Raw genomic sequence first — 15,351 nt, 5'->3', positions numbered from 1 at the left:
ACCGGTGAGCTTCGACCCACGGGGGACGGCCAACCGGGCGCTCATCGTCGGCGTGTCCGAGTACGACCACACCAGGGCCGACGCCCCGGACGGCGTGCCCGGACAGCTGCCCGCCGTCCGCTACAACCGCACCACCCTCACCGAGGCCCTCTACCGCGGCGGGCTCTTCCGCGAGGGGGAGGTCGTGCCGTGCGTCTCGCCGGCCCACGACGAGTTCGCGGCCGCCCTGCACCGGGTCGCGCGGGACGCGCGCGGGCTGCTGCTGCTCTACTTCGCCGGGCACGGCATCGTCACCGCCGCCGGGGACGAACTCTTCCTGCAGATGCGCAACGCGCGCGTGGCACGGGGCCGGCACGACGTGTTCCCCGGCGCCGTCCCGCTGACCGAGGTGCTCGCGGTGCTGGCCGCCAGCAGCGCCGAGCGGATCGTGGTGATCCTCGACTGCTGCTACGCCGGCAACGCCGCCGGCGTGTGGCACCGCTTCGAGCCGCGCGAACGGCAGAAGATCCTGCTGCTGATGAGCGTGCAGGCCAACCGGCTCATCCACCCCGGCGGCGGCAACCGGGCCACCCCCTTCACCCGGCACCTGGTCCGCGTCCTGGAGAAGAGCGGGACGGGGGGTGCCGGCAGCGGTGACGAACTGTGGCTGACCGAGCTGTACGCCGCGCTGAAGGAGCGGATGGGCAAGGCGCGGGTCCCCACCGGGGCCGGCGACCACCAGGACCCGCAGGCGGCGTGGGAACCCGGGCAGGACGTGCTGATGCGGGCGGTCGCACGCGAACCGGTACCCCGCCATGAGCCGGAGTCCTTCCGGCGGCGCGCGTTACAGGCGCTCGCGGCCCTCTGGCATGAAACGGTGGCCCGGCTGCGGCGCCGGCTGCGCCTGTGGCTGATCCTGCTGCTCGCCCTCGCCGCCACGGCCGCCGGGGGCTACGCCGTGGCGGTGCTGGTCGACGACGGCGCCCCCTGCGCCCCACCGCTGGAACTGCGCGTGCTGACCGACCCCGACCTGGAGCCGGCCCTGACCGCGGCCGCCGACGCCTACCTCGCCTCCGACACCGGCGACGGCTGCCGCCGCACCGGCATCACCGTCGACAGCGCGGGCGCCGCCGACGCGGTCGCAGCCCTGCGGGACCGCACCGACGCCTGGCAGCAGCCGCGCGACGACGACGATCCGCAGCGCGACGTCGGCCCGCAGCCGGACGTGTGGATCCCGGCCTCCCCCGCCGACGTCACCCGGGTGACCGCGGGACAGGAGGGACGGGTCTTCGCCCATGTGGAGCAGCTGGGAGAGCCGTTGGCCTACTCACCGGTGGTGCTCGCGGTGCCGGGCGGTTCGGCGCAACAGCAGGGATCAGCGCCCGGCGGCGGGCTGGCCGCTCTGGTCGCCCGCTTCGAGGCGCGCGGCGGCCGGGCCCAGGTCCTGCGGCCCGACCCCGAGTTCACCGACACCGCGCTCCTGGCCACGATGGGGCTGTATGCCCGCGGGGGCGACACCCGGGCCGTCGAACGGACCGTGCGGCAGAGCGGGTCGCCCGCGCCGACCGCCGGTGAGCTGCTGTGCTCGCTGCCCTACGACCCCGCCCAGGACCGGCGCACCGCCGTGCTCGCCCCCGAGTTCCTGCTCAAGAGCGGCGTCGGCTGCGCTTCGGAGATGGTGCGCGCCCAGCGCGTCGCGCAGTACCCCGACGACGTGCCCGCGCTGCAGCCGACGTTCGTACGGGTGCGCTGGGAGGACGGCGACCGGGACGCGAAGGCCCGGGACGAGGCCGTACAGCGGTTCCACGCCTGGCTCGGCGGCGAGGGCGGCCGCAAGGTCCTCGGCGACTACGGCTTCCGGTCCGCCGGCGCCCCGCACCGCCTGCTCGGCCCGGGCAAGGCCGCACCGGGCGTGCTGACCGACCCCGGCGCCCCGCGCGATGCCGCCGAACCGACCGCGATGAACGCGGCGCTGGAGCGCTACCGCAGCGCGGGCGGCCCCGGGCAGGTGCTGTTCCTGCTCGACAGCTCCGGCTCCATGGCCGGGCTGTGGGAGGGGCCCAGCGGCGGGCCCGGCCTGCTCAAGCAGTCCCTGGGCGGGCTCGGCGACCGGGACGAGTACGGCGTGTGGGCGGTGGCCGGCACCCCGGGGCCCACCCACAGCGAGCTGCTGCCGTTCGGCACCCACCGGCGCGCCGACGGCGTCCGCGCCCTCGACCCCGGCGGACCGGCCAGGGTGCGCGACGCCGAGGCCGACCCGCACGCGGCGCTGCTGGACGCGCTGGAGTTCCTGCACGGGCGCGGCACCGACGACCAGCGGCCGCAGCTGATCGTCTATCTCACCGACGACGAGGACGACAACCGGCTGACCGGACGCAACCTCGACGACGTCCTGAAGCGGGCGCGCACGGCGCGGGTACCGGTCGTCATGGTGTCGCTGGCCAACGGCGGCTGCGACGGCGGCCGGCCCGACGCGCGGATCGCCGCGGCGAGTTCGGGGCGCTGCCTGGACCCGGGGGACGACCTGGGGGCGGCGCTGCACGACGAGGTCGCGCGGACCGGGACGGGGGAGGAATGAGACTGCGACGGATCGCCGCCGTGCTGACGCTGCTGGCCGTGGCGGCCTGCACCGGCACGGCCGGCCCGGACGACGGCGCGACGCCCGGGTCCTCGTCGTCGTCCCGCTGGATCGTGGTCGCCAGCGGGCGGGACGTCACCGGCAAGGGCGGCATAAGGCAGCAGCTGATCGACGCGTGGAACCGCACGCAGCCCGCCGACGGCTACCGGGCCCGGCTGGTGGAACTGCCCGGCTCCGCCGACGCGCAGCGCAGCCAGCTGCTCGGCGCGCTGCAGTCGGGCAGTGCGTCGTACGACGTGGTCAACCTGGACGTGACCTGGGTGCCGGAGTTCGCCGCGGCCCGGCTGATCCAGCCGCTGCCGGACAGCGCCGTGGAGCGCACGTCCGACCTGGTGCCGTCCGTGGACGCCACCTCCCGGTGGGACGACGAGCGCTACGCGGTGCCGTTCAACAGCGACGTCGGGCTGCTGTACTACCGGCGGGACCATCTGGCGGCGGTCAGCGGGCGCAGCGATCTGGGCACCAGCGTCAGCTGGGACGAGCTGCGGGAGCTGATCGAGGCGCTCAACCGCAAGCGGCCGACGGGGTACGAGGCCGGGTGGACCACCCAGCTCGACGGCTACGAGGGGCGGACCGTCAACGCCGTCGAGGCGTTCGCGTCGGCGTGGGGCGACGACGTCCGGCTCACCGACTCCAAGGGGCGCTACCTGGGGGACGAGGAGCAGCTCGCGGCCGGGATCGGCGAACTGCGCCGGCGCACCGGCACGGCGTACACGCTGCGGGACGCCTACGAGTCCGACGAGGCGCGCTCGCTCGACGACTTCGCGCAGGGCCGTACGACGTTCCTGCGGCACTGGCCGTACGTGTACCCGACGCTGTACGGGACGTTCAAGGACGACCTCGGGGTGACGCGGCTGCCGGGCAAGGCGGTGCTGGGCGGGCAGGACCTGGCGGTCACGTCGACGACGTCCGGCGAGCGGGCGGCGCACGCGTACGACCTGATCCGCTTCCTCACCGGCCCCGACAGCGAACGCTGCCTGCTGCGCGCCGGGTTCGCGGCGACACGGACGTCCGCCTACGAGGACGGCGCGACGTGCACGCACGCGCCGGTGTACGCGGAGACGCCGTCGGCGTCCCCGACCGGCGAGAGCCCCGGCCGGACGCCTCCGGACCGGCTCGGCGGCCTCAGCTACCGCCGGCAGATCCTGCTGCCGGCCCTGCGGGAGGCCGTGCAGCGTCCGCGCACACCCCTGTACGGCGCGGTGTCCCGCACGCTGATCACCACCCTGGGCCCGCTGTACGACGTGGGGCCGCGGGGCGGGGGCGCGCAGACGCCGAGCGACCAGGAACTGGCGGAGTCGCTGAACCGGGCGCTGAAGCGGGAGCTGCCCCACTGAGGTGGGGGTCTGCGACGGGTGTCTAGGGGTGGCCCGGCCAGCGGGGCTGCACCGTGGTGGTGGGATGGGACGCCGCCTTCGCCGGGCAGGCGTTGGCCGCCGTGACCAGGGCCGCGACGGCGAGGACGGCCGCGACGACGCCCCGGGTGACGGGCGTCGTGCCGGGCGGCCGCAGGCGGGCATGGGTGAGCTGGGTGGGGAGCGGGGAGGACTGGTCGTGGCGTGCGGAGGGGCGGACGTGCACGGCAACCTCGCAGCGGCGGGCGGTGACAGCGGCGGGCGATGACAGTCGCATGTTAAGTGGGTTTAATACGCCGTTTAACCTAGGGGGTGCCGGAAGCCAACGGCAAGAGGGACCGGGGGAGTTGGGGGTCGGGATGGGTGTCTCGGATGGCGGGTCCGGTGGTGGCGGCGGTGCCGGTGGCGGGGCGCGGGAGCGGGATGCGCCCGAGGTCATCGGGCGGCGCGTGCAGCGGTTGCGGAGCCGGAGGGGGCTGACGCAGCGGCAGCTGGCCGAGCCCACGTACACCCCGGCGTACATCTCCACGCTGGAGGCCGGGCGGGTGCGGCCGTCCGACGCGGCCCTGCGGTATCTCGCCGAGCGGCTCGGCGTCGGCTTCGAGGAGCTGGCGACCGGGCGGTCCGCCCGGCTCGTCACCGATCTGCGGCTGCGGCTCACCGAGGCGCAGCGCACTCTGGTCGGCGGGGACGCGGAGGCGGCGGCGGCGCAGTACGCGGCGCTGCTGGCTCAGGCGGAGGAGCACGGGATCGCCGAGGTGGAGGCCGGGGCGCTGCTCGGGCTCGGGGAGTGCGGGATCGACACCGGGGATCTCACGGCGGCCCGCGGATGCTTCGAGCGGGCCGAGGCGCGGCTCGCGGACGCGCCGCTGCCGGCGCGGGTGCCCGCCGTGCGGGGGCGGGCGGTGACGCACTACCTCGCCGGGGAGCTGCGGTACGCCGTGTACCTGCTGGAGTCGGCGATCGACGAGCTGAACCGCGGTGGGTTGCACGACCCGGACGCGCTGCTGCTGCTGTACGCGTCGGCCATCGGGCCGTACATGGACCTCGGGGCACAGGTGCGGGCCGCGCAGGCCGCGGAGTTCGCGCTGGCGCTGGCGCCGCGGGTGGACGATCCGGCGCTCGTGGCGCGGATGCACCGGTCCGTGGCGCGGACGATGCTCGCGGAGGGGCGGCTCGCCGAGGCGGACGCCTCGCTGGCCAGGGCGGCCGAGCTGTACCGGCAGCTGCAGATCCGGACCGAGCTGGCCCACTGCCACTGGATGCGGGGATACGTCTGCGCGCAGAACGGGCAACTGGAACGGGCCGAGGCGGAGTTGCGCGAGGCGCGGGCCATGCTGACGGCGGGGCGGGCCGGGCTGTACAGCAGCCAGGTCGCCGTGGAACTGGCGGACGTGCTGCACCGGCGGGGACGGTCGGAGGAGGCGGCGGCGCTGTTGCGGGGGGTGCTGGGGGAACTGTCCAGCGAGCGGGGGGCCGTGCATGCCGCTGCCGCGCATCGGTTGCTGGGGATCATCGCGGAGGACGCGCGGGACAGTGAGGCGGCGGAGGAGCACTATGTGCGGGCGCTGAGTCTGCTGGAGCGGGCGGGGGCGGCGGGGGATCTGGCGGATCTGTGCCGGTTGCTGGGGGATCTGCTGCGGCGTACGGGGCGGGTGGAGGCGGCGCTGGACGCGTATCGGACGGGGCTGGGGCACCGGGCTGCGCTGGGCACGACGACGTGGGTGGCTCCGGCGGGGTGAGGTGGTGTTTTCGTCTGCGGGTGCGTGGTGGACCGGGACAACGCCGTGGCGCGTGACGCCGGGTCGATCACACCTGTGCTCGGCCCTGTTTGCGGACCTCCGCGAGGCGCAGTGCTCCCAGTTGGACCGCTGCCTGGGTCGCATCGGAGGGGACGTCCGAGAGGCCGCCGTTGGTCAAGGTGAACGCGTCGGTGCCCTGGCGGACCGCCGCTACGTCGAGGGTGAGGACCGTCGGCTCCTCCGTGTCCTCGGCCGGTGGGGCCGTCACCGTGACGCGCAGGCCTTGCCTCGCGTCCCCGACCGGGGGCAGGGAGGCGGTGGAGATCTGGACGTCCTGGGCCACGCCCCGTGCCGTCGCCGCCGTGAAGTGCGCGCATCTCTGCGGCACCGTCGCGAGCCACGCCAGCGTCCGGTCGACGTCGGCGCGCGGCTGGGCCGAGACCTGGTAGCGCAGTTGGGCTCCGGTGTCGGTGTCGTCGAGGCCGACGAGCGCGCGGGCCGGGGAGCCGAGGAGGGCGTCGGAGTACAGGGCGTCCAGGAAGCGGGCGCAGTCGCCGGGTGCGCCCGTCGTCTTCAGCATGCCGTCCCGCCAGGTCGCCGCGCCCCGCGTGGGCGTCCACCCCGGGCCGAGGTCGGTGTCGGTGATCAGGACCGCCTGGGCCTGCGCGGCGGTGAGCGCGGGGGCGGTGGTGGGGGAGGCCGGCGCGGAGCGGGTGGCAGACGACGCGGTGGTGGGGGCGGAGGTGGGGCCCTCCTCCATGTCGAAGTAGCGGCCCGAGCAGGCGGTGGCGGTCAGGAGGGTGGCGGCGGCGAGCGTCAGGGCTGCGGGGAGCGGAGGTCGGGGCATCGGGGCTCCTGGGCGGGGCGGGGTGCGTAGGTCCAGGTCAGCACCGTGATCGCCGGGCGACCAGCGCACAGGACCGTCCGGGCGACAAAAACGCTCGCGGGGGGAGGTGCGCTTGGGTACCGTCGTCGTATGCAGCGCGTACAGGCCGTGTCCACGACGACGCCGGAGAGTGTCCCGGCGCGCTGACAGCTGACCGATGTCGCGAAACCCCGGGGCGGGCGCCCCGGGGTTTCGCGTGCGGGGGCTCGCTCCGTTCCAGGAGAAGGAGCCTGCCATGCACGACCACCGCCGTCTCGGCCGCGAACTGGACCTGTTCGGCACCGACCCGCTGATCGGGGCGGGACTGCCGTACTGGCTGCCCGACGGGGCCGTCGTGCGGCACACCCTGGAGAGTTATGTCCGGGACGTGGAGCGCGCCGCCGGCTACCGGCACGTGTACTCGCCCGTTCTCGGCAAACGGGAGCTGTACGAGATCTCCGGGCACTGGGAGCTGTACCGCGACGACATGTTCCCGCCGATGCGGCTGGGGGCGGAGGAGGTCGTGCTGCGGCCCAGTCTGTGTCCGCATCATGCGCTCGTCTACCGGTCACGGTCCCGCAGCTACCGGGAACTGCCGTACCGGCTGGCCGAGTTGGGCGGCATGTACCGGTCCGAGCTGTCCGGGGTGCTGGGGGGTCTCACCCGGGTGCGGGCCATTCAGCTGAACGACGCGCACATCTTCTGCACCCTCGACCAGGCCGTCGGCGAGGCCCGCGCCGCTGTGGAGCTGATCGCCCGCGCCCATGCCGACCTCGGCATCCGGGGCGCCCGGTACCGGCTGTCGCTGCCCGGGGAGGGCGGCAAGTACGTCGCCGACCCCGAGTTGTGGCGGCGCGCCACCGGCATGCTCCGGGAGGTACTGGACGGGATCGACCACGAGGAGGCCGCCGGCGAGGCCGCGTTCTACGGGCCGAAGATCGATGTGCAGGTGGCCGATGCGGCGGGGCGGGAGTCGACCCTGTCGACCGTGCAGATCGACCTCCATCAGCCGGAGCGGTTCGGCCTGTCGTACGTCGGCGCGGACGGGGCCAGGCACCGGCCCGTGATGGTGCACCGCAGTGTCATCGGCAGTGTCGAGCGGGTGGTCGCGCACCTGCTCGAACAGCACGGCGGTGCCTTTCCCGCCTGGCTGGCGCCCGTGCAGCTGGTCGTGCTGCCGGTGTCGGCGGAGCAGGAGGGGCGGGCCCGGGAGGTCGTGGAGCGGGCGGAGGCCGCCGGACTGCGGGCCGACGTCGCGGTCGAGGGGAGCCTGGGGGCGCGGATCCGGGCGGCGCGGCTGGTGCCGTACCAGGCGGTGATCGGTGCGCGGGAGGACGCGGCCGGGGAGGTGTCGCTGCGGCTGCGGGACGGGCGGCGGGCGGGGCAGGTGCCCGTGGCGGAGCTGGTGCGGCGGGTGGCGGAGGTGGTCGGGGCGCGCGGGATGGAGCTGTGGGGCTGAGCCGCCGGGGCGCTTATCGTCGGGGGACGACGGAAGGAGCTCCTGGTGGCCGGTCAACCCATCCCCGTGATCATCGACTGCGATACCGGTGTCGACGACGCCCTCGCCCTGCTGTTCGCGGTACGTCATCCCGGTCTGGATCTGCGCGCGGTGACGTGTGTCGCCGGGAACACGGACGTCGACGGGGTCGTACGCAACACGCTGACCGTGCTGGAGCAGGCGGGGGCGCCGCAGATCCCGGTGGGGCGGGGTGCCGAGCGGCCGTTGATCGAGCCGGCGCGTTCGGCCCGGCATGTGCACGGCCACGACGGCATGGGCGATCTGGGGCTGCCCGCGCCGGCCCGCCGGCCCGCCGACGTCGACGCGGTGACGCTGCTGCGGCGGGAGATCCTCGCGAGCGAGCGGCCGGTGACCCTGATCCCGACGGCGCCGCTGACGAACATCGCGCTGCTGCTGCGCACCCATCCGGAGGTGACCCGCAACATCGAGCGGATCGTCTTCATGGGCGGCGCGGTCACCACCGGCAACGCCACGCCGGTCGCGGAGTTCAACGTCTGGCACGACCCGGAGGCCGCGGCGATCCTGCTGACCGCGGGGGTGCCGATCACCATGTACGGCCTGGACGTGTTCATGCGGGTCGTGGTGCCGGGCAGCGATGTGCACCGGATGCGGGCGAGCAGTGAGCCCGGGACCCGGCTGGCCGGTGACCTGCTGGCCCACCGGCCGACCACGCAGGGCGGCGAGCCCGAGGCGGAGGAGGCGGGCGGCCTCGGCGACGCGGGCGCGGTGTGCGCGGTCGCCGATCCGGCGGGCCTGACGACGCGGCTGCTGCCGGTGGAGGTGTCCCTGGCCCCGGGTCCTGGCCGGGGGCAGACGGTCGTCGACCGGCGCCCGCGCCCCGGCGAGTCCGAGATCCACGAGGGCGCCCGCGAACAGCCCCTGGTGGACGTGGCGCTGGAGGTCGACGTCGACCGGTACGTGAAGCTGTACCTGGAGACCGTCGAGCGTTAATCGGCGGCGGAGGCCGCCCAGCGTTCCTCCACCCTGGCCAGCCTCCAGTACGTCAGCGCCACCGCCCACACCAGGACGAACAGGCCGACGATGAGATAGCCGACGCTGTCCAGGTCGATCCCGGCGATCCAGCCGGTGACGCCGTCGCTCAGGCCGAACTTGTCGTGCAGCACGCCGACCAGCTCGATGGTGCCGATGACGAACGCGACGGCGATGGACAGGCCGGTGATGGCGAGGTTGTAGAACACCTTGCGGACCGGATGGGAGAACGCCCACTGGTAGGCGAAGTTCATGAACGTGCCGTCCAGGGTGTCGAACAGGCACATGCCGGCCGTGAACAGCAGCGGCAGGCACAGGATGGCGTACCAGGGCAGTCCGGCGGCCGCGCCCGAGCCGGCCATCACCATCAGGGTGACCTCGGTGGCGGTCTCGAAGCCGAGGCCGAAGAGGAAGCCGAGCGGGTACATCTGGCCCGGCCGGGAGATCGAGCGGGTGAGGCGGCCGAGGAAGCGGTTCATGAACCCGCGCGAGTCCAGGTGCCGCTCCAGCTCGGACTCGTCGTACGTGCCCGCCCGCATCGACCGGAACACCTTCAGGATGCCGAACAGGGCGACCAGGTTGAGGGCGGCGATGAGGTACAGGAAGGTACCGGCCACGGTCGTGCCGAGGAAGCCGAGCACCTGGTGGGTGGTGGACCCCTCGTCGGTGACCCGGTCGGCGAGCTGGGTGCCGCCCGCGATCATCACCGCGAGGACGATCACCACGCTGGAGTGGCCGAGCGCGAACCAGAAGCCGACGGACACCGGGCGTTTGCCGTCGGCCATGAGCTTGCGGGTGGTGTTGTCGATGGCGGCGATGTGGTCGGCGTCGAAGGCGTGCCGCACGCCCAGGGTGTAGGCGGTGACGCCGAGGCCGATGCCGAAGGCCTTGGTGCCGACCTCGTAGTGGCCGGGTACCACGAGGAGGAAGAGGATCCCGAAGGCGACGACGTGCAGGGCGGCGATGGCGGCCATCAGCCCGGCGGTCTTCACGGTGTCCTCGCGGCGCCATGTGAAGGTGGCCTTCGCGGTCGTCGTCGGGGCAGGGTCGGGCAAGGTCATCCGGTCACGCTCCAGCACCTCGTGGATCTCTTCGTGAGCTGCCGTGGCCGGTCTCCTGGCTGACGAGGTGGTGCGTCCGCCGTCCCTGCCTTCCCGGTCGCACGACCAGTGGCCCGGCGTGAGCCGGACGGGACGAGAACTCCCCGATCACAGTGGCGAGGGCCGCGCCGGTTTCCCACCGGCTTCCCGAACACCACGGCCCGCCCACGGTAGGGGGGCCGAGGGTCTTCTGCATAGCTGCACAGCTGTGCAGGTATGCAAGATCACAATCGGGGCGGGAGAATGCGGGCATGCACCTCGTGCCCCCCGACCGCGCCGACCGCCGCACCATCGACGGTCACCGTGTCTGTGACGCCATCGCGGCCATCGGCGACGCCGCCCACGTGCGTGCCTGGGCCGACCGCTTCTCGCTGCTCGCCGACCCCAACCGGCTCGCTCTCCTGCTCGCCCTGCACCGCACCGGCCCCCTCGCGGTGTCCGACCTGGCGATCGCGACGGGCATGAACGACCCCGCCGTGTCGCAGGCCCTGCGGCTGCTGCGGGCGTCCGGGACGGTGGCGGGCGAGAAGCAGGGCCGGGTGGTCCGTTACCGGGTGGTCGACCCGGACGTGCGGACCCTGCTCGCGCGGTGCACCGCCGACGGCGCCTGACCCGCGCACACGGGCACGTTCCCTTGCGGGGTGAAGTGGACAGTCATCTCACTGTCGTGCCCGAACCGGCGAACGGAGACCGCGTGCCCGATCTCTCCTCCCGCGACCCCGACTGGTGGCGGCAGGCCGTCGTCTACCAGGTCTACCCCCGCAGCTTCGCCGACGCCGACGGCGACGGTCTCGGCGACCTGCGCGGGATCACCGACCGCCTGACCCACCTGGCCGCGCTCGGCGTCGACGCGCTGTGGCTGAGCCCGTTCTACCCCTCCGAACTCGCCGACGGCGGCTACGACGTCGCCGACCACCGTGCCGTCGACCCGCGCCTGGGCACCCTGGACGACTTCGACGCGCTCGTCGCCGAGGCGCACCGGCTGGGCCTGAAGGTCGTCGTCGACATCGTCCCCAACCACACCTCGCACCAGCACACCTGGTTCCAGGAGGCCCTGCGCGCCGGGCCGGGTTCGCGCGCCCGCGAGCGGTACGTCTTCCGGGACGGCCGCGGCGTCCACGGGGAGCTGCCGCCCTCGGACTGGCAGTCGGTGTTCGGCGGCAGCGCCTGGGAGCGGGTGCCGGACGGGCAGTGGTACCTGCATCTGTTCGCCCGCGAGCAGCCCGACCTGAACTGGGCCGACGAGGAGGTACGCGCCGACCTGCGCGCCACCCTGCGCTTCTGGGCCGACCGGGGCGTGGACGGCTTCCGCGTGGACGTCGCCCACGCCCTGGCCAAGGACCTGAGCGAGCCGCTGCGCGACCTCGGCGCACCCGAGCTGAGCGACGAGGCGGCCCTGACGGTGCTGCCCCCGGGCAGCCACCCCTTCTACGACCGCGACGAGGTGCACGAGATTTACCGGGACTGGCGCCGCCTGCTCGACGCCTACTCCCCGCCCCGCGCGGCCATCGCCGAGGCATGGGTGCCGGGGGAGCGCCGCGCGCTGTACGCCCGGCCGGACGAGCTGGGGCAGGCGTTCAACTTCGAGTTCCTGCAGGCTCCCTGGCACGCGGACGCGCTGCGCGAGGTCATCACCGCGTCGCTGGCCGGCGCCCGTGCCGTCGGCGCCACCGCCACCTGGGTGCTGTCCAACCACGACGTCGTGCGGCACGCCTCCCGGCTGATGCTGCCACCGGGCACCGACGACAACGCCTGGCTGCTGTCCGGCGGGCACGCGCCCCGGATCGACCCGGCGGCCGGGCTGCGCCGGGCCCGCGCCGCGACGCTGCTGATGCTGGCGCTGCCCGGCTCGTCGTACCTCTACCAGGGCGAGGAGCTGGGGCTGCCCGAGGTCGCCGAGCTGCCGGCCGAGGTCCTCCAGGACCCGATCTGGGAGCAGACGGGCCATGTCCGCAAGGGCCGCGACGGCTGCCGGGTGCCGCTGCCGTGGACGGTGAGCGGCCCGTCGTACGGCTTCGGGGCGGGCGGCGCCTGGCTGCCGCAGCCGCCGTCCTTCGCGTCGTACGCCGTGCAGGCGCAGGACGGCACGGAGGGCTCGACGCTGGAGCTGTACCGGGCCGCGCTGAAGCTGCGCCGCAAGCTGGCGCAGGGCGAGGAGCTGCGGTGGGCCGAGGACGTCCCGGACGGTGTGCTCGCCTTCACCCGGTCGGAGGGCTGGCGGTGCGTCGTCAACCTGTCGGAGCGCGCGGTACCCCTGCCGGCCGGCGAGGTCCTGCTCGCCGGCGCCCCGCTGGAGGACGGCCGGCTCGGCCCGGACACCACGGTCTGGCTGGGTTAGGCCCTGAGGTCTGGATCATCCCGGCGTCGCGGGTCCTAGCGCACCGTCGGGGACGGGTCGCCGGGCAGCGGGACCGGGGTGGCCGTCGCGGTCGGGGGCGGGGTGAGGACGACCTGCGGCTGGCCCCCGGGCGGGGGCGGCGGGGTGACGTCGTTCGAGGGCAGCTTCGGCGGGGCGGTCTGCTGGAAGAGGGCCTGGTCGAAGTTGACCAGGCCGGTCTTCTCCATGACCGTGATGTGGTCGAGGACGGTGTCGTTGGCCTGGTCGGCCAGCGCGCGCACCAGCGTGTTCTTCGTCGTGGAGCGGATCTTCGCGATCGTGTTGAAGATCGAGCCGTGCGTGATGCGCAGGATGTTGGCGAAGTCGGAGTCGAACTGCCGGCCGCTGTCCGCGTTGAGGGTGGCGATGAAGCCCTGCTGCTGCGGGCTGGGCAGGTTGGGCAGGGTGATGTTCAGCATGGGCGCGACCCTGCGGCAGGTGGTGTCCAGCGCCGCGTGCCCGTCGATCAGGTGCCGCCCGGCCGTGAGGACCGCCTTGTCGGTGCTCTTCTTCAGGGCCATCTGGCCCACGGGGTACTCCCACAGACCGGCCGCGCGCACCTTCACCACGAAGTCCCGGTCCCCCTCGGTGAGCGGCCCCCACTGAGTGTTGGCGATCACCCGTGAGGTGTCGCTGGACACCGTCTGCACGCCGAGCATGGCCGGATAAGCGAGCGCAACGAGGGTCAGACCGAGGGCTCCGCCCATGAAGAGGGTTCCCGTCGCTTTCCGCGAGAGTCGCACCGTGCCTCCTGTCACACCGTCCGGTCGGACGCACAGGAGTACGCAACGAACGGCGGTTGTGTTCGGCGGGGACCGAAAAAATCTTCCTTGACGGCGGTCGGCTCACGTTTTATGCAGGAAGGGAGGTGAAGCCCGCAGCCCCGCAGCTACGGCACCCGAGAAGGGAGAGCCCGATGGCGCGTTCGGTCGGAATCGATCTCGGCACCACGAACTCGGTGGTCTCGGTCCTGGAGGGCGGCGAACCCACCGTCATCGCCAACACGGAGGGGGCCCGCACCACCCCGTCCGTCGTCGCCTTCGCCAAGAACGGCGAGGTGCTCGTCGGGGAGGTCGCGAAACGGCAGGCCGTGACGAACGTGGAGCGCACGGCCCGGTCCGTCAAGCGGCATGTGGGCGACCACGCCTGGCGGTTCCCGGACAGCGGCGACATCGACGGCAGGCGGTACACCGCGCAGGAGGTCTCCGCGCGCGTGCTGCAGAAACTCAAGCGGGACGCGGAGGCGTACCTGGGCGAGGACGTCACGGACGCCGTGATCACCGTGCCGGCGTACTTCGACGACGCCCAGCGGCAGGCCACGAAGGAGGCCGGGGAGATCGCCGGCCTGAACGTCCTGCGGATCGTCAACGAGCCGACGGCGGCGGCGCTGGCGTACGGGCTGGACAAGGGCAACGACCAGACGGTGCTCGTCTTCGACCTCGGCGGCGGTACGTTCGACGTGTCGCTGCTGGAGATGGGCGACGGTGTCATCGAGGTCAAGGCGACCAACGGCGACACACACCTCGGCGGCGACGACTGGGACCAGCGGATCGTCGACCACCTCGTCACCGGCTTCAAGAACAACTACGGCGTCGATCTGTCGAAGGACAAGATGGCCGTGCAGCGGCTCCGGGAGGCCGCGGAGAAGGCGAAGATCGAGCTGTCCTCGTCGACCGAGACGAGCATCAACCTGCCCTACGTCACCGCCTCCGCCCAGGGTCCGCTGCATCTGGAGGAGAAGCTCACGCGGGCGCAGTTCGAACAGCTGACGGCGGATCTGCTGCAGCGCTGCAAGGGGCCGTTCCAGAACGCGGTGCGCGACGCGGGGATCTCGGTCAAGGAGATCGACCACGTGGTGCTGGTCGGCGGATCGACGCGGATGCCGGCCGTGACGGAGCTGGTGAAGGAACTGACGGGCAAGGAGCCGCACAAGGGCGTCAACCCCGACGAGGTCGTGGCGGTGGGGGCGGCGCTGCAGGCCGGTGTGCTCAAGGGTGAGGTCAAGGACGTCCTGCTGCTGGACGTCACCCCGTTGTCGCTCGGTATCGAGACCAAGGGCGGCATCATGACCAAGCTCATCGAGCGCAACACCACGATCCCGACCAAGCGCTCGGAGATCTTCACGACGGCCGAGGACAACCAGCCGTCGGTGACGATCCAGGTCTACCAGGGCGAGCGGGAGATCGCGGCGTACAACAAGAAGCTCGGCATGTTCGAGCTGACCGGTCTGCCGCCCGCGCCGCGCGGGGTGCCGCAGATCGAGGTGGCGTTCGACATCGACGCCAACGGGATCATGCACGTCTCCGCCAAGGACCTCGGCACCGGCAAGGAACAGAAGATGACCGTCACCGGCGGCTCCGCACTGCCGCGGGACGACATCGACCGCATGGTGCGGGAGGCCGAGCAGCACGCGGAGGAGGACCGGCGCCGGCGCGAGGCGGCGGAGACCCGCAACCAGGGGGAGCAGCTCGTCTACCGGACGGAGCAGCTGATCCGGGACAACCCGGAGAACATCCCCGCGGACGCCAAGAGGGAGACGGAGGAGGCGCTGGCCGAGCTGAAGGAGGCGCTGAAGGGCGAGGACACGGGGGCGATCCGCTCCGCGGTCGACAAGGCGGCTCAGGCGGCGCAGAAGATCGGTACGGCGATGTACGAGCGGGGGCGGGAGGCCTCCGGCGGGCAGGGTGAGAGCGCGGGTGCCTCCGGCGGGAAAGCCGACGACGACGTGGTGGACGCGGAGATCGTGGACGACGACAAGCGGGAGGCGGGCTGAGGACGGCGGCTGT

Annotated in this window: 12 protein-coding genes and 1 riboswitch; of the genes, 8 read left to right on the top strand and 4 right to left on the bottom strand. The window is 73.2% G+C overall.

From position 1 onward, the window contains the following. The first annotated feature begins 4 nt into the window (after positions 1 to 4). Both AB0J12_RS17770 and AB0J12_RS17765 read left to right on the top strand, forming a co-directional pair. Complete coding sequence (locus AB0J12_RS17770) at positions 5 to 2,557, top strand: substrate-binding domain-containing protein (protein WP_363265221.1); 2,553 nt, start codon at positions 5 to 7, stop codon at positions 2,555 to 2,557. Beyond that, entirely contained in the window at positions 2,554 to 3,954 is a 1,401-nt protein-coding gene (locus AB0J12_RS17765; RefSeq protein ID WP_363265220.1) for an extracellular solute-binding protein, read from the top strand. The genes AB0J12_RS17770 and AB0J12_RS17765 overlap by 4 nt, the downstream gene beginning before the upstream one ends. A 22-nt stretch (positions 3,955 to 3,976) precedes the next feature. Here AB0J12_RS17765 and AB0J12_RS17760 read toward each other — a convergent pair whose 3' ends face one another. Then, positions 3,977 to 4,249 (bottom strand): hypothetical protein, encoded by a 273-nt coding sequence (locus AB0J12_RS17760; protein WP_363265219.1) that lies wholly within the window; start codon positions 4,247 to 4,249, stop codon positions 3,977 to 3,979. 82 nt (positions 4,250 to 4,331) lie between these two features. Between AB0J12_RS17760 and AB0J12_RS17755 the strand changes: the two genes are divergently transcribed. Next, positions 4,332 to 5,714 carry a helix-turn-helix domain-containing protein gene (locus AB0J12_RS17755; protein WP_363265218.1) on the top strand — a complete coding sequence of 461 codons (1,383 nt, stop codon included), beginning with the start codon at positions 4,332 to 4,334 and terminating at the stop codon, positions 5,712 to 5,714. Between the two features lie 67 nt (positions 5,715 to 5,781). Here the strand turns inward: AB0J12_RS17755 and AB0J12_RS17750 are convergent, their stop codons facing one another. After that, entirely contained in the window at positions 5,782 to 6,561 is a 780-nt protein-coding gene (locus tag AB0J12_RS17750; RefSeq protein ID WP_363265217.1) for a hypothetical protein, read from the bottom strand. Between the two features lie 196 nt (positions 6,562 to 6,757). On the opposite strand from AB0J12_RS17750, the gene thrS reads away from it, so the two are divergent. After that, positions 6,758 to 8,038 (top strand): threonine--tRNA ligase, encoded by a 1,281-nt coding sequence (thrS, locus tag AB0J12_RS17745; protein ID WP_363265216.1) that lies wholly within the window; start codon positions 6,758 to 6,760, stop codon positions 8,036 to 8,038. Positions 8,039 to 8,083: 45 nt separating this feature from the next. Further along, on the top strand, positions 8,084 to 9,049 hold the full coding sequence (locus AB0J12_RS17740) for a nucleoside hydrolase (protein ID WP_363265215.1): 966 nt from the start codon (positions 8,084 to 8,086) through the stop codon (positions 9,047 to 9,049). Here AB0J12_RS17740 and AB0J12_RS17735 read toward each other — a convergent pair. Beyond that, a complete protein-coding gene (locus tag AB0J12_RS17735) occupies positions 9,046 to 10,149 on the bottom strand; it encodes a HoxN/HupN/NixA family nickel/cobalt transporter (protein WP_363265214.1) in 1,104 nt (367 codons plus the stop codon). The two genes, AB0J12_RS17740 and AB0J12_RS17735, sit on opposite strands and share 4 nt — an antisense overlap. Before the next feature lie 27 nt (positions 10,150 to 10,176). Beyond that, a riboswitch (cobalamin riboswitch) is annotated at positions 10,177 to 10,362 on the bottom strand. A 77-nt stretch (positions 10,363 to 10,439) separates the two neighbouring features. Between AB0J12_RS17735 and AB0J12_RS17730 the strand changes: the two genes are divergently transcribed. Continuing rightward, positions 10,440 to 10,799, top strand: a complete 360-nt coding sequence (locus AB0J12_RS17730) for a metalloregulator ArsR/SmtB family transcription factor (RefSeq protein WP_363265213.1) — start codon at positions 10,440 to 10,442, stop codon at positions 10,797 to 10,799. An 83-nt stretch (positions 10,800 to 10,882) separates the two neighbouring features. Next, positions 10,883 to 12,526, top strand: coding sequence for a glycoside hydrolase family 13 protein (locus tag AB0J12_RS17725; protein WP_363265212.1), 1,644 nt, complete (start codon positions 10,883 to 10,885; stop codon positions 12,524 to 12,526). A gap of 35 nt (positions 12,527 to 12,561) precedes the next feature. Here the strand turns inward: AB0J12_RS17725 and AB0J12_RS17720 are convergent, their stop codons facing one another. Continuing rightward, positions 12,562 to 13,272, bottom strand: a complete 711-nt coding sequence (locus tag AB0J12_RS17720; protein ID WP_363265211.1) for a DUF4142 domain-containing protein — start codon at positions 13,270 to 13,272, stop codon at positions 12,562 to 12,564. 209 nt (positions 13,273 to 13,481) lie between these two features. Between AB0J12_RS17720 and dnaK the strand changes: the two genes are divergently transcribed. Next, entirely contained in the window at positions 13,482 to 15,338 is a 1,857-nt protein-coding gene (dnaK, locus tag AB0J12_RS17715) for a molecular chaperone DnaK (RefSeq protein WP_363265210.1), read from the top strand. Positions 15,339 to 15,351 lie beyond the last annotated feature (13 nt).

The organism is Streptomyces sp. NPDC049915 (assembly GCF_040656475.1).
Lineage (GTDB): Bacteria > Actinomycetota > Actinomycetes > Streptomycetales > Streptomycetaceae > Streptomyces.
Note: the sequence above shows the minus strand (reverse complement) of the source record. Positions and strands in the feature narration are given on the sequence as shown.

Coding starts and splice junctions, on each gene's coding strand:
- dnaK (WP_363265210.1), top strand. CDS start 13,482: ATGGCGCGTTCGGTCGGAATCGATCTCGGCACCACGAACTCGGTGGTC.
- AB0J12_RS17735 (WP_363265214.1), bottom strand. CDS start 10,149: ATGACCTTGCCCGACCCTGCCCCGACGACGACCGCGAAGGCCACCTTC.
- AB0J12_RS17720 (WP_363265211.1), bottom strand. CDS start 13,272: ATGGGCGGAGCCCTCGGTCTGACCCTCGTTGCGCTCGCTTATCCGGCC.
- AB0J12_RS17730 (WP_363265213.1), top strand. CDS start 10,440: ATGCACCTCGTGCCCCCCGACCGCGCCGACCGCCGCACCATCGACGGT.
- thrS (WP_363265216.1), top strand. CDS start 6,758: ATGTCGCGAAACCCCGGGGCGGGCGCCCCGGGGTTTCGCGTGCGGGGG.
- AB0J12_RS17755 (WP_363265218.1), top strand. CDS start 4,332: ATGGGTGTCTCGGATGGCGGGTCCGGTGGTGGCGGCGGTGCCGGTGGC.
- AB0J12_RS17760 (WP_363265219.1), bottom strand. CDS start 4,249: ATGCGACTGTCATCGCCCGCCGCTGTCACCGCCCGCCGCTGCGAGGTT.
- AB0J12_RS17765 (WP_363265220.1), top strand. CDS start 2,554: ATGAGACTGCGACGGATCGCCGCCGTGCTGACGCTGCTGGCCGTGGCG.
- AB0J12_RS17750 (WP_363265217.1), bottom strand. CDS start 6,561: ATGCCCCGACCTCCGCTCCCCGCAGCCCTGACGCTCGCCGCCGCCACC.